This window comes from Pseudomonadota bacterium, assembly GCA_013285465.1.
Taxonomy (GTDB): Bacteria; Pseudomonadota; Alphaproteobacteria; order Micavibrionales; family CSBR16-224; genus CSBR16-224.
In genome coordinates, this window is sequence record CP053449.1 from 430,001 (window position 1) to 443,878 (window position 13,878).

14 protein-coding genes, 2 tRNA genes and 2 rRNA genes are annotated in these 13,878 nt (G+C 50.8%); 9 read left to right on the forward strand and 9 right to left on the reverse strand.

All coding sequences use genetic code 11. From position 1 onward, the window contains the following. Positions 1-78 precede the first annotated feature (78 nt). The 6 genes from HND56_02150 (at position 79) to HND56_02175 (ending at position 5,212) form a co-directional block, all read left to right on the forward strand. Positions 79-155, forward strand: a tRNA-Ile gene (locus tag HND56_02150). Between the two features lie 20 nt (positions 156-175). Then, positions 176-251, forward strand: a tRNA-Ala gene (locus HND56_02155). A gap of 274 nt (positions 252-525) precedes the next feature. Next, positions 526-3,292: ribosomal RNA gene (locus HND56_02160) — 23S ribosomal RNA — on the forward strand. A gap of 162 nt (positions 3,293-3,454) precedes the next feature. Then, positions 3,455-3,569: ribosomal RNA gene (gene rrf, locus HND56_02165) — 5S ribosomal RNA — on the forward strand. A 128-nt stretch (positions 3,570-3,697) separates the two neighbouring features. Beyond that, on the forward strand, positions 3,698-4,684 hold the full coding sequence (locus HND56_02170) for a putative sulfate exporter family transporter (protein QKK04562.1): 987 nt from the start codon (positions 3,698-3,700) through the stop codon (positions 4,682-4,684). A 12-nt stretch (positions 4,685-4,696) separates the two neighbouring features. Beyond that, on the forward strand, positions 4,697-5,212 hold the full coding sequence (locus HND56_02175) for a DNA-deoxyinosine glycosylase (protein ID QKK04563.1): 516 nt from the start codon (positions 4,697-4,699) through the stop codon (positions 5,210-5,212). On the opposite strand, the gene HND56_02180 is transcribed toward HND56_02175, so the two are convergent. Next, positions 5,209-6,552 (reverse strand): MFS transporter, encoded by a 1,344-nt coding sequence (locus tag HND56_02180; protein QKK04564.1) that lies wholly within the window; start codon positions 6,550-6,552, stop codon positions 5,209-5,211. The two genes, HND56_02175 and HND56_02180, sit on opposite strands and share 4 nt — an antisense overlap. 200 nt (positions 6,553-6,752) lie before the next feature. Here HND56_02180 and ppa point away from each other — a divergent pair, with 200 nt between their 5' ends. After that, the gene (gene ppa, locus HND56_02185; GenBank protein QKK04565.1) at positions 6,753-7,418 is read left to right on the forward strand and encodes an inorganic diphosphatase; all 666 of its coding nucleotides are present in this window, start codon (positions 6,753-6,755) and stop codon (positions 7,416-7,418) included. Positions 7,419-7,505: 87 nt separating this feature from the next. Beyond that, complete coding sequence (locus HND56_02190; GenBank protein ID QKK04566.1) at positions 7,506-7,997, forward strand: DUF1232 domain-containing protein; 492 nt, start codon at positions 7,506-7,508, stop codon at positions 7,995-7,997. On the opposite strand, the gene HND56_02195 is transcribed toward HND56_02190, so the two are convergent. The 5 genes from HND56_02195 to HND56_02215 form a co-directional block, all read right to left on the reverse strand. Then, positions 7,994-8,497 carry a hypothetical protein gene (locus HND56_02195; GenBank protein ID QKK04567.1) on the reverse strand — a complete coding sequence of 168 codons (504 nt, stop codon included), beginning with the start codon at positions 8,495-8,497 and terminating at the stop codon, positions 7,994-7,996. The two genes, HND56_02190 and HND56_02195, sit on opposite strands and share 4 nt — an antisense overlap. 10 nt (positions 8,498-8,507) lie before the next feature. Beyond that, positions 8,508-9,236 (reverse strand): hypothetical protein, encoded by a 729-nt coding sequence (locus HND56_02200; protein ID QKK04568.1) that lies wholly within the window; start codon positions 9,234-9,236, stop codon positions 8,508-8,510. Between the two features lie 80 nt (positions 9,237-9,316). Further along, a complete protein-coding gene (locus HND56_02205; GenBank protein ID QKK04569.1) occupies positions 9,317-9,799 on the reverse strand; it encodes a hypothetical protein in 483 nt (160 codons plus the stop codon). A gap of 59 nt (positions 9,800-9,858) precedes the next feature. After that, positions 9,859-10,278 (reverse strand): hypothetical protein, encoded by a 420-nt coding sequence (locus HND56_02210; protein QKK04570.1) that lies wholly within the window; start codon positions 10,276-10,278, stop codon positions 9,859-9,861. A 2-nt stretch (positions 10,279-10,280) separates the two neighbouring features. Further along, complete coding sequence (locus tag HND56_02215) at positions 10,281-10,682, reverse strand: hypothetical protein (GenBank protein ID QKK04571.1); 402 nt, start codon at positions 10,680-10,682, stop codon at positions 10,281-10,283. A gap of 145 nt (positions 10,683-10,827) precedes the next feature. Between HND56_02215 and HND56_02220 the strand changes: the two genes are divergently transcribed. Beyond that, complete coding sequence (locus tag HND56_02220; GenBank protein QKK04572.1) at positions 10,828-11,418, forward strand: hypothetical protein; 591 nt, start codon at positions 10,828-10,830, stop codon at positions 11,416-11,418. Positions 11,419-11,424: 6 nt separating this feature from the next. Here the strand turns inward: HND56_02220 and HND56_02225 are convergent, their stop codons facing one another. From HND56_02225 to HND56_02235, 3 genes are read right to left on the reverse strand one after another with little or no spacing between them, the layout of a single operon-like run. After that, positions 11,425-12,183, reverse strand: a complete 759-nt coding sequence (locus HND56_02225; GenBank protein QKK04573.1) for a tetratricopeptide repeat protein — start codon at positions 12,181-12,183, stop codon at positions 11,425-11,427. After that, on the reverse strand, positions 12,146-12,433 hold the full coding sequence (locus tag HND56_02230; protein QKK04574.1) for an acylphosphatase: 288 nt from the start codon (positions 12,431-12,433) through the stop codon (positions 12,146-12,148). Before HND56_02230 ends, HND56_02225 begins: the two co-directional genes overlap by 38 nt. Positions 12,434-12,447: 14 nt before the next feature. Further along, entirely contained in the window at positions 12,448-13,785 is a 1,338-nt protein-coding gene (locus HND56_02235; protein ID QKK04575.1) for a D-alanyl-D-alanine carboxypeptidase, read from the reverse strand. Positions 13,786-13,878 lie beyond the last annotated feature (93 nt).

Consider the following 13,878-nt stretch of genomic DNA (forward strand, 5'->3'; position numbering starts at 1 on the left):
TCTTTTTTTTACCAATTATCTGCGCCGGAAATCAGGCCGGATTTTGCCTACTGGTTTCAGGCTAAGTGTTTTTTCAAGGGGCCTGTAGCTCAGTTGGTTAGAGCGCGCGCTTGATAAGCGTGAGGTCGAAAGTTCAAGTCTTTCCAGGCCCACCATTGAACAGTTTGATGGATAAGGGGCCATAGCTCAGCTGGGAGAGCGCCTGATTTGCATTCAGGAGGTCGTCGGTTCGATCCCGATTGGCTCCACCATTAACTTCTTAAGTTCACTTGGATAAAAACAGTGAGTTTAAGAAGTTTATGAACCGGAAACGGCGCATAGATGATCGGAATTTTTTGCCAAAAGCAAATAACTCCGGGGTTCTTGTATATTGTGAATAGGTTTTGTCATCAGTAAAGCACACTGATAATATAACGAATGACCAAAAATTCAATTTGTGCTGCCGAGATCATTTGCAGGCGTCGAAAGCGTGCTTTTGTTTGTGTTACAACAAGCAAAAAAGCGGTTTTGTCACTGCGCGTGATTTCAATTCAAGCGTTTAATAAGAGCATTTGGTGAATGCCTTGGCGTATGAAGGCGATGAAGGACGTGATAGGCTGCGTTAAGCTGCGGTTAGCTGCCAATAAGCATTGATCCGCGGATTTCCGAATGGGGAAACCCACCACATTAGTGGTATCCTTAACTGAATACATAGGTTAAGGAAGCAAACCCGGGGAAGTGAAACATCTCAGTACCCGGAGGAAAGGACATCAACCGAGACTCCCTTAGTAGCGGCGAGCGAACGGGGACCAGGCCAGTGGTCCTACGATAAGAACTAGAATAGTCTGGAAAGACTAGCCAAAGTGGGTGATAGCCCCGTATAGGTAGAAAGTCGTAGGATCCTCGAGTAGGGCGGGACACGTGAAATCCTGTCTGAACATGGGGGGACCATCCTCCAAGCCTAAGTACTCTCATACGACCGATAGTGAACAAGTACCGTGAGGGAAAGGTGAAAAGAACCCCGATAAGGGGAGTGAAACAGACCTGAAACCGAATGCTTACAAGCAGTGGGAGCCCCCTTGAGGGGTGACCGCGTACCTTTTGTATAATGGGTCAGCGACTTAGTCTATGTAGCAAGCTTAAGCCGATAGGTGGAGGCGTAGCGAAAGCGAGTCTTAATAGGGCGAATAAGTTACATGGATTAGACCCGAAACCCGGTGATCTAGTTATGGGCAGGTTGAAGGTAAGGTAACACTTACTGGAGGACCGAACACGTATCTGTTGAAATAGATTGTGATGACCTGTGATTAGGGGTGAAAGGCCAATCAAACCGGGTAATAGCTGGTTCTCCGCGAAATCTATTTAGGTAGAGCGTCGTGTGATTACCTACGGGGGTAGAGCACTGGATGGTTGCGGGGGGCGCGAGCCTTACCAATACTAACCAAACTCCGAATACCGTAGAGTACAGCACGGCAGACAGACTGTGGGTGATAAGGTCCATGGTCGAAAGGGAAACAGCCCAGACCGCCAGCTAAGGTCCCTAAATCATTGCTAAGTGTAAAAGGAAGTGAAAAGTCCAAGACAATCAGGAGGTTGGCTTAGAAGCAGCCACCCTTTAAAGAAAGCGTAATAGCTCACTGATCTAAATATTAAGACTTCTTGCGCCGAAGATGTACCGGGGCTCAAGCAATGTACCGAAGCTGCGGATTCCATAGTTTACTATGGTCTGGTAGCGGAGCGTTCCGTAAGCCTGTGAAGGGTAACCGCGAGGTTGCCTGGAGGTATCGGAAGTGAGAATGCTGACATGAGTAGCGATAAAAAGAGTGAGAAACTCTTTCGCCGAAAGTCCAAGGGTTCCTGCGCAAGGCTAATCCGCGCAGGGTAAGCCGGCCCCTAAGGCGAGGCCGAAAGGCGTAGTCGATGGGAACTAGGTTAATATTCCTAGGCCAGATGGAGAGTGACGAAGGCTGTAAGTAGTATTTCCTTATTGGATTGGAGATGCTGCGAAGGACTTCCAGGAAATAGCCCCATCATTAAGACCGTACCCCAAACCGACACAGGTGGACAGGTAGAGTATACCAAGGCGCTTGAGAGAACTATGCTGAAGGAACTCGGCAAATTACCTCCGTAACTTCGGGAGAAGGAGGCCCAGCTAGAAGGCAACTTTTAGTTGGGGGCACAGACCAGGGGGTAGCGACTGTTTATCAAAAACACAGGACTCTGCTAAGACGAATAAGTCGATGTATAGGGTCTGACGCCTGCCCGGTGCCGGAAGGTTAAGAGGAGAGGTGCAAGCCTTGAATTGAAGCCCCGGTAAACGGCGGCCGTAACTATAACGGTCCTAAGGTAGCGAAATTCCTTGTCGGGTAAGTTCCGACCTGCACGAATGGCGTAACGACTTCCCCGCTGTCTCCAGCATAGACTCAGCGAAATTGAATTCTCAGTTAAGATGCTGAGTTCCCATGGTTAGACGGAAAGACCCCGTGCACCTTTACTACAGCTTTACAGTGGCATTAGATTTGACTTGTGTAGGATAGGCGGGAGGCTTTGAAGCATGGACGCCAGTTCGTGTGGAGCCACCCTTGAAATACCGCCCTTGTTAAGTCTGATGTCTAACCGAGGTCCGTGAAACCGGATCCGGGACCCTGTATGGTGGGTAGTTTGACTGGGGTGGTCGCCTCCCAAAGAGTAACGGAGGCGCACAAAGGTTGGCTCAAGTTGGTCGGAAATCAACTGTAGAGTGTAATGGCATAAGCCAGCCTGACTGCGAGACTGACAAGTCGAGCAGAGACGAAAGTCGGTCATAGTGATCCGGTGGTCCCGCATGGAAGGGCCATCGCTCAACGGATAAAAGGTACGCCGGGGATAACAGGCTGATACCGCCCAAGCGTCCACAGCGACGGCGGTGTTTGGCACCTCGATGTCGGCTCATCTCATCCTGGGGCTGGAGCAGGTCCCAAGGGTATGGCTGTTCGCCATTTAAAGAGGTACGTGAGCTGGGTTCAGAACGTCGTGAGACAGTTCGGTCCCTATCTGCCATGGGTGTTGGAATACTGAGGAGAGCTGCCCCTAGTACGAGAGGACCGGGGTGGACGTACCACTGGTGTACCAGTTGTTCCGCCAGGAGCACCGCTGGGTAGCTAAGTACGGACAGGATAACCGCTGAAAGCATCTAAGCGGGAAGCCCCCTTCAAAACAAGTATTCCCTATCAGAGTCGTGGAAGACTACCACGTTGATAGGCCAGGTGTGGAAGTATGGTAACATATGAAGCTAACTGGTACTAATATCTCGATTGGCTTGAATTGACCGCGCTTACTTATTTTCTTCGGAAGATAAATAAGAGCAAATTCACGCGCAGCGATAAGACCGCAAAATGAAAGCGGTTGTACAAAAGAATTTTTGATCGCGAATGCCCGTGTGCAATACGCGATGACAAAACCCCTGTTTTGATCAAAGACACATATGTTTGGATGAGTCGGTGATTATAGCGAGGATGAAACACCCGATCCCTTCTCGAACTCGGACGTGAAAAGCCTCTGCGCCGATGGTACTTTGTCTTAAGGCACGGGAGAGTAGGTCGTTGCCGACTCTTCCAAGCATATGTTTCTAAGAGAAAAACAGGTCACAAAAACAAGATTTTAAAAGGGAGCTTTCGGGCTCCCTTTTTTCTTTATGAATGTCCGTATAGCAAAGAATAAGAACAATAAAGGTGGCGCGATGATCACGCAAATCAGAACACTTTCCCCGGGATTCCTGCTGGCGGCACTTGTCGGTCTAGCAGCGCAAGGAGTAGGCAACCACTATGATGCGCCGGTGATGCTGTTTGCTTTGCTGTTCGGTATTGCACTCTCTTTTCTGCATGCGCGCTCCAATCTGCAGCCGGGTATTGACTGGACAGGGCGTACGGTTCTGCGCCTTGGAATCGGGCTTTTGGGTATCCGCATTGCCTTTCAGGATTTATTTGCTTTGGGCTGGACGATGGCGGCGGTGATTGTCTCCGGCATTGTGACAACAATCTTTCTCGGCGTGTTTTTGGCGAAATGGATGAAATTGCGGACCGAGCTGGGCATACTGACCGGCGGGGCGGTCGGCATTTGCGGCGCTTCGGCGGCAATGGCAATTTCCGCCGTCCTTCCCAACCATAAAAGCAAGGAACAGGAAACCGTGCTGGCGATTATCGGCGTGACGGCTTTATCCACTGCGGCAATGGTACTGTATCCGCTGGTTGCGTCTTTTTTCGGATTGGATGAACATCAGGCGGGCATTTTTTTCGGCGGCGCAATCCATGATGTGGCGCAGGTCGTCGGGGCGGGCTATTCCGTATCGGAAGGGACGGGCGATCTGGCAACGCTGACCAAGCTTGTCCGTGTCAGTCTGCTGGTGCCTGTGGTGATGGCGCTGCTCTTCTGGTTCAGAAAGCGCCATGCGGAAGCCGGAGAGGGAAAAGTGCCGGGACTGCCGCTGTTCCTGATCGGATTCTTTGCCTTGATGTTGCTGAACAGTTTGGTGGATATCCCCCCTGTTTTAAAAGACGCAACGGCAACATTGTCGCGTTTTGCGCTGGTCTTTGCGATCGCTGCCATCGGTGTGAAATCGCATTTGCAAAAACTGCTGACGCTTGGATTGAAGCCCGTTTTGCTGATGACATTGGAAACATTGTGGCTGACGGGCTGGGTGCTTTTGGCTGTGCTTTATCTGGTGTAAGGAAACAGGAAGATGAGCCGCGTAACAAGCTTTCCGCCTGTGGCTGCAGATGATGCGCAGATTTTGATTCTGGGTGCGATGCCGGGCGTAAAATCGCTGGAGGCCGGTGAATATTACGCGCATCCGCGCAATGCCTTTTGGCCGGTGATGGCGGTATTATTCGGCGTGCAAGGCTTTGATAATTATCAGGAAAAAACGGCGCTGCTGCGGGAAAACCGCATTGCGCTTTGGGATGTCCTGCAGCATTGCACCCGTCCGGGCAGTCTGGACAGCGCCATCAAAAATGACAGCATCGTCACCAATGATTTTGACGTTTTTCTGCGCAGGCACCAACAAATACACCATATATTCTTTAATGGCGGCAAGGCCGAGACGGAATTTCTGAAACGTGTGCAGCCTGATTTGCCGCAGGAAATACAGGCGCGGTTGTCGCTGACCCGTCTGCCCTCGACCAGCCCGGCAATGGCAAGCCTGAATGTTGTGCAGAAAACTGCGGCATGGTGCTGTGTAAAAAAGGCGCTGCTTTAACGCGTGGATTTTTTGCTTTTCTGCGCTGTTTTTTCTTCTGTTATATTGGCAGCTGTCTTGCGCTTGATCTTCGGCGTCATGCTTTCCTGTGCGGTTTTGATCATGGTTTTCAGCAGGGGTGTGACACCGACCGGCATACGCATGGCGGGCAGATAAGTTCCTTGTTCCGCTGAGGGTACAGCCTCGCTGATAGTGATGCGCCAGATGCTATAGAGTCCAAACAAAAGATGCAGAACGCTTAACGAGACAGGGAAACTCTGCATGCCGTAGACATTCATAACAAAGGCGCAGAGCAACGGCCCGATAACCGAAGAAACGCCGTAAAAAATATACAGCGTCGCGCTGGCCGAGACCATCTGGCTGGGCTTCAGTTTGTCATTCATATAGGCCAGAATCATCGCGTAAAGCGGCAGGAAAAACACGCCATAGGCAGCCATGAAAACGGCGGCAATCAGACGGTCCGTTTCGACAAACCAGCCGACACCCGCAATGGACACCGCCGATAAAAAAGATAAGCCGCAGATGACAACACGGCGGTCGCCGCGGTCGGATAATGCTCCTGCGGGCCATTGCGATAAGGCACCCGCAAGAATGAAGGTGGAGAGAAGTAATGTGATATCGGCAGTGGCCAGTCCGATCCTCTGCAGATAAATCACGCCCATCGTAAACATGATACTATGTGTCAGCCCCATATTGATGGCACCGATGGCACTCAGGCGACTGGTATCAAACAGTTTTTTAATCGGAAAAAGCTCGGGTGTTGAAAAATGCGGCGTTTTGCGCGTGGTTAGCAAGACGGGCAACAGAGCTGCGGAAATCAGGATGGAGACCAGAATATAAAGAAAGGCCTCCGTCGGCTGCGCCATATTCACCAGATTATAACCGAATGCCAGAAACAGATACTGAATGGTCATGTAAATAGCCACGACCTGTCCGCGGACGCGTGGACGCGCCATGTCATTCAGCCAGCTTTCCGCTGCGACAAACAGGCCGGCAAAGGCAAAGCCGTTGACGGCGCGCATCACCATCCAGACATAAGGGTCGATACTGATAAAATGGAACAGAATGGTAATCGAGGAGATGGAAGCCATCGCTGCAAACATGCGCGGATGTCCGATCCCGCCGATGATACGGGGCGCATAGCGCGCACCTGCCAGAAAACCCGCATAATACATCGACATGAAGACACCGATCATCATGGTTGAAAAGTCTTCAATGGCAGCACGTAAACCGATCAAAGTGCCTTGCAACCCGCTTGCCACCTGTAGCAAAGCAATCCCGAGAAGTAGTGCGGAAATATTTTTAAAAGAGCCGATTAAAAGGCGGGTGGCATGTTTCATTTTATTTCAGTTGCCGCTTTTTACTGTCGTTCATTGTTTTTTCAGTATATAACCATTTTGAAGGAAACGGGCGCAAGCGCTTTCTGTTCCCGCGGGCTTTTTGTTTGAAAGTTGCTCCCCCTTTTCCTATAATGAATTATGTTATCAAAACGACAGGTCGCCGTGATATAAACGGGCAGAATAAAAACAGGACAGAAAAAATGGATCTTTCAAAAATTCCAGTTGGCACGAATCCGCCGGATGAAGTTTATGTCGTTGTTGAAAACGGGAAGGGCGGCAATCCCGTAAAATATGAAATCGACAAGGACAGCGGTGCTGTGTTTGTGGATCGTTTCATGTATACCGCGATGCGTTATCCCGGCAATTACGGCTTTATTCCGCACACATTGTCGGAGGATGGCGATCCGGTTGATATTCTGGTTCTGGGCGATACGCCTGTCATCCCGACGGCGGTGATGAGCGTCCGTCCAATCGGTGTGCTGATCATGGAAGATGAGCAGGGGATGGATGAAAAAATCATCGCCGTACCGGTTGATGAACTTCTGCCCGATCAGGAAGAAATAAAATCCTATAAAGATCTCAGCAAGATCAAGCGCGAGCAGATTGAGCATTTTTTCAAACATTATAAAGATCTTGAGCCCGGCAAATGGGTGAAGGTCGGCAGCTGGGGTGATGCCGATGATGCGAAGCGGTTGATTGAAGAAGGCATCCAGCGCGAAAAAGATGCGAAAGCCTCTGTAAAGAAAGCGGCCAAGAATACGGCAAAGACGGATGGCTCTACTGCCAAAAAAGATAAGCCGCAAAATTCCTCCGCCGCGAATAAGAAGAAGCGCGCAGGCGGCAATACGGGTAAACCAAAGCGTTAAGCCGCTTTTTTCTTTTCATTCCCTTTTCTCTTTGTGTCCTATATCATAAACGGCAGGGACAGTTTATGCGCTGAAGGAACAAATCATATGGAACAGCAACCAGAGCAGAATATTCAGGAAACGGCAGCGGAAAAAAGTAATGCTGTGCAGCCGGAACAAGAGCCGGAAACAGTGCCGGAGAAACCGGAAGAGCAGGCGGAACCGAAAACCCGTATCGACAGATTGTTGCGCCGTGTACGCAATGATGTTCTGACCGTTTATCTGATTGGAAAAGATAAGCGCCTGTCCACAGGGCTGAAAATTTTTGCGCTTTGCATTCTGTCTTATGCGCTCAGCCCTGTTGATCTGATACCGGATTTTATTCCGGTACTCGGTTATCTGGATGATATTCTGCTGCTGGTTCCGGCCGTCTATATTCTTTATGCGATGATTCCGCCGGAAATTCTGGAAGAGCTGAAAATCAAAGCGCGTAATGCAAAAATCGAAGTCTCGAAAAAGCAGAAAATGGGCGCCGTCATGTTCGTCGTTACGCTTTGGACAATCGGCGCGGCATGGATCTTCTTTATGTTCGTTCTTTAAACATCCTCTTGATACGGCGCGATATTGTTAAGGGCCGCGATAAAATCCGTCACAGGTGCCAGCGGGTCGTCCTGTCCGGCCAGTTCTTTTGCGATAAATTGACCGATCACCCCTTCATGGGCAACGGCAAAGCGGATGCGTTCCTGTTCGTCAGGCGGGGCAAGCGGGACAGCAGCGGCATAATCGGCAATACAGTTATTCACCAGCTTCGCCATTTTTTTCAGCTCTTTCGTCCAGTCATTCGTGCCAAGCTCTTGTCCGGTTTGCACGGCGCGTGCCAGATAGGAGTCGGAGGCTTTGGGGATGCCGTGTTTTTCCGCCAGCGGTGTCAATAGCCGGATAACGCTTTCTTCCAGCTGTTTCAAAACCAGCAACTGTTCTTTAATCCGCTCGTCTTTCACGGCATCCGCTGCAGTCCGGAACATGACAACACCGAATTCCTCGCCGTGATAAATGTCGCGTAAATGCGCGTGATAGGATTTCTCGGTATTGTCAGCCATAAGAATGAAATCAGTGATTATGTTTGCGCCCGCGCCGGATCATTGTTCCCAGACGTGACGGTTTCTTGGGCCTGTCGGGAAGGTTCGGCAGGCGTTTCCATTTATCCATTATAGAGGAAACACCCATTAAAACAAAGATCATCGGAAAAACGGAGAATAGTCCGACGATGGCACCGGCGCCGGATTGGTTTCCATCCATATCACGCATCTCGCGGGACATATCGACGTAATCTTGGAATTGCGGGTTTAGAGGCAGATCTGCACGTGCCTCGTTCCGCCATTCCGCATAGGCGGGGTCAATCACAATTGCGGTTTGCTTGTCAAAACCGGATTGTTGAAACCTTTCGGCAACGTCGCGAAAATCCTCTTCATTGATAGCATCGGAGCGAAGCATAACAGAGGCATATTCCTGACTAAGCCAACGGATGGTTTTTGCGTTCTTATCAATCTGCGTGGATAGACTGCGGCGCTTGCTGATATCGTTATTCAGTGCGGCCATATCAAATTCCTGCTGCAGGCTGCTGTTTTCCGCCATCAGGTTTTCCAGACGATCCATGCGCTGATCCAGAACTTGCAGAACCTCCTCCCGCTGGGCGCTGTGTTCCATATCCATATCAGTATCCATAACGGTGAAGGTGGCCGTGCCAAGCGCGGCCATACCACTCAAAACAAAAGCGGCAGCGGCAAAGCCGTTATCCGTTTTGCGGGCGATTTTTTTGCGAAGCGGTTCTTGCGCCATGCTATGCACCATCCGTTGTTATTAGCGTACAAGGCGGTGACTATAGCGTATTTTTATTTTTATGTCAATTTGGCGGCGGGTCAGTGACTGCGAAACAGCGTGTCGGCCAGAAACATGCCTTCATCGCAAAGCGTGCTTTGCTGGGTTTCTCCCAGCGCCTGAATACCGCTGAGATAACCGATAAAAAAGCCGCGTTCTTTCGCCGGGGCGGTCAGAATCAGCGCGGCTTTATATTCACCGTAACCGCCGATCTCTGCGAGTTGTTCCTGCCGCGTATCAAGATATTCGTCAAGCAGTGCGGTAATTTTCAGCCCGCGCCGCTCGGAGAGCAGGGAGGTCAGCGTATCGGCAACGCCTTTTTCGCGGCAGGTTCCCAGCAGGATTTCCGCCTCCATAAAGGGGGAAATATCCAGCAATATTGCGGCGGCATCATCATAGGCCATTTCCAGCACATCCGTTGCCGTATCACTATCATCCGCAGCGAAAACCGGCGCGCTGCCGCATAAAACCAGCAGGCAGAACATACTCAGCAGGGAGAGGGCGTAAAAGGATATTTTCGGCATAAAGGGCGGATCTCTCTTTATTCTTCAAGAGATATTATGCGGCTTATATTTTAGAAAATCTAGCGCCGTTTTACCTGATGCCGGGCCGTATTGTCATTGCGTCCCCCGGTACCGGGAAGGCATTTTTGCGCTTCTTTGACCATTTTGGGCGGCATTTCGCTGAGCTTTTTGGTTTCGGTCGCGGTAACGCTATTGCCCTGAATGGTCGAAATTGTGGCCATAGACAGGCTGAAATCCAGTTCATACATGCGCAGTGTGTTATCGTCGACACGCCGGAAATAGAGTGCAGTCGTGTCGTCAAGAGCGCTATAACGCTCTTTGTGGCCTGATTGTTTAAAATCGGCGGCGACAGGAGGCATCTCTACGCGCTGCGCATCAATTTTTTTTGCCTGTTCTTTAAAGGAACGGCGCATATCATCGCGCAATTCGTCGATATTTTCCTGTGCGCGGCGAATGTAATAATAGGCGTCGCAGGACATTGTTATCCTCGCTTACTGCGGATGATGTTGCGGGGCGTATCGATTTTATGGGCTTGCTGGTGCCCTTGTAACAATTGCTGGCCCGTTTGCACCATTTTCGGCGGCATCTCGCTGAGCTTTTTGCTTTCGACACCGATCAGGCGGCGGTCTTTGACAACCATAATTGTGGCCATTTGCAATTCAAAATCAAATTCATAAAGGCGCAAGGGATAGGTGTCGGAGGTCTTCACATAGGTGACGGCGTCCTTATCGGTGACGTGATAGCCGCCGATGCCGGATTGTGCCAGTTCCTGCAATCTTTCCGGCAGTTCGGCAGCAGCCATTTTCCGGCGCATATCCTGCGCAAAGCGGTCAAAGTCGCTTTTCAGATTATTAATCTTGCTGCTGGAGTAATAACAACTCATATATCAGGGTGTCCTTAATCGCCGTAACTATCGCAGTAAGTATAATAAAAATACCAAGTTATGTCAATTTTTTATTGACAATTTATAGGGTGGTGATTACTGTTTCGGAAATGGTATCAAGACTTTTGCCTGAGGAGAGGAAAGTATGGTTTACCGTCGATCGGAACGTTTGGAAGAGCATTTGAAAAGCGTTAATACGCTTGAAATGTTCAAACGTTCGGAAAATTCAAAACAACCGGTGGAGAGTGATGCCGCATATTGGAGCGAGAGCCTCAATATGAAGGAATGCATGCGCAGTTTAAAGCAGTTGTGCAGCCTGTCCCCCTATTCCGAACGTTTTCAGGAATTGTGCGAAGACCGCGACGCGACACAGATTTTCTACCTGCATCTGGCGCGTATTGCCCGCAGTGTTGAAATTATGGGTGACCGTGCGCCGGCATTGTATAAAAAAATTGATGAGTCGCTGCGGGCATTAAGTGACGAAGACTATAGTGATACCCGTAAGGCCTATATGGTGGTCTGGACGGCGATGGATCTGGATAAGCCCGAACGCGTGCGTGATAATCCTTTCAACCGTCTTGCGGCAAAAAAAGCCGCTGTGGCGGAAGCAGAGGCGGCGCAGGAAAAAGAAAAAGCGGCGGCCGCGAAAACAGGCGTCAAAAAGAAGAAAACGGCAAAAAGCGCTCCTGCCAAGAAGAAACAGAGTAAAAAACAGCTTAAAAAGCCCGGACGTTAAAAGACATCAGTCTTTTTTCCAGAACAGCCATTTACGGCCGCGTGCCTCTTCCTTTGCGGTTTGGGCAACAGGTTTTGTATTGTTCAGCTGGTCGGAGAGGTAGTTTTCCTCTTCGCAGATACCGCCTTGGCAAAGACTGCGTAATGCGGCCAGACGCTCGATGACAAGGTCGCGCTTTCCTTCTTTTAACTGCAGCAGCCCGATATAAAGATGTGCGCCCATATGATGGGGGTTCCCCATCAGCGCCCGGTCAAGGGCTTTTCGTGCATCTTCCATCATGCCCAGATGAAAATAGCACTGCCCCAGATAGGCTTGGGTATCGGCATTGGAAGATTCGCGTGACATGACTTTTTTCAATGTTTGCACAGCCTGTGCATATTGTCCGGCCATCATCTGCGTTTCTGCGACCTTCAAGCCGGCATCCGCCCCCCAGGGTGCCATTGCCCCCGTTTTGGGCGGGACGGCTGCGCCGGAAACAGGGCTGTTTTCACCGGCAACGGCGTTTTTTAACCCGTATGATGGCGGCGGGTTTTCCGGTTGTTGTTGCGGGGCTGTTTCAGCATTGGACGGTGCCGCTGCGGGAGGAGGATCACTTTCCATGCGGAAATAGCCGTAATTCCCTTGTCCGGCTTTCATTGTCGGAGGTGTTTGTACACCGGGCGGTGTCTCGGCAGAGGCGGAATGGGGGAAAAGAAACAAAACGGCAATAGCGACGGCAATCACCGGTTTATATTGTCGGCTTCTGTTCAAAATTTTCGCTGCCATCATATTCCCCTTCTGTTGCGCTGATATCGCTCACGCGTGCTAGAACCGGTCCTTTATAGCAGGCTGCGACCATATCGTCCACCGCTTCCTTTGCGCCGTGAAACAGGGCTTCAACCCGTCCGTCGCGCAAATTTCTGACCCAGCCTTTCAGTTCGCGGCTTTGGGCTTCGGTGACCGTCCAGTAACGGTAGCTGACGCCTTGCACGCGCCCGCTAATGAAGACATGTGTTGTTATTTCGGGGGAGGTCATGGGGATGCTGAATCTTACTGTGCTGCGGCGACAATGATGCAGTTATTGATATTGCTGCATGTCTGCACGGCGCTGTCACGGCTGAAGCCGGTGATACGGGCGCGGTAAATCGTGCCGCGCTGGGTGTGCAGCGGCAGGACGCGGGGAAGAATTTTCTGCTCCCGCGGTGTTTTCAAGGTGGTGATCGTTTTGTTCAAAGCTTTTTCCGCCGCCTGTTTCGAGGTAAAGGCACCGATTTGAATTTGCCAGCCCGGATCATCTGCGGTTTGTGCGGCTTTTTTCGCGACAGGGCGCAGCCCTGCCTTTGTTTCGGCGATGGCGCTGACGCTTTTCCGTGTCTCTATATCAATATCGCCTTCACCCGTAATCAATCCCATCATATCGAATTGCGCATTGTGGTCGGCAGGCTGGGCGCCAAAGTTCTTTTCCACGGCGGTATCCAAAGCCGCCAGTTCGATTTTCGGTGTCACCGGCTTGCGGGACGGCAGCGGCGGTGCTTTTTGCCATTGCGCCAATTGCAAACGGTCTGCCCGGGCAAAGCCGTTATCCAGCAGCATGGCCATATGATTGTTACGTGTTTTTGATGTTCTTCCGCCGAACACAACACCGATCAGGCGGTGCCCGTCACGCACGGCAGAGGCAACAAGGTTAAAACCCGAAGCGCGGACATAGCCTGTTTTGATGCCGTCCATACCTTCATAGGTTCCCATCAGGTGATTGTGGTTTTTATATGTCACACCGGCATAGGTGAATTCGCGCAGGCTGAAATACTTATAATATTCAGGGTGATAATACATCAAAGACCGCGCCAGCACCGCCATATCCCGCGCCGAACTGACCTGTTGCGGATCATGCAGACCGGAGGCGTTTTTAAAGACGGTGCGCCGCATGCCGAGGGTGCGGCTTTTGGCCGTCATCATGCGGGCAAAATTCGATTCCGTGCCGCCGATGGCTTCCGCCAGAACAACAGCGACATCATTGGCGGATTTTGTCACCAGCGCGGCAATGGCATGGTCAACCCGAATCGACGTTCCGGGTTTGAGTCCCAGTTTCGATGGCACCATACTGGCCGCGTGCCGCGAAACGGGCAAATATTGGCGCATTTTCAGCTTGCCGCTTTTCAGGGCATCGAAAGCCATGTAAATAGTCATGATTTTTGTCAGAGAGGCCGGATGCAGGCTTTTATCGGCATGGCGTTCACTCAAGACCTTGCCGCTGCCTGCATCGACCACGATCGAGGCGTAGCGGCTGTTGGCATGGGCGGCAGACGGAAAAAACGCGGCAACAAAACATGCGGTCATTACAAACGCAAACAAATGCCTGAAGGTTTTAAGCCTGTCGTGCATGTGCATATCAAAAAATTCCTAAACGGTTTGTTTTAAAGACGCGACTGCGCTCAACCATCGGTCGGGAAAGAAAACGTCTCCCTGTCAGTTATTTTATCA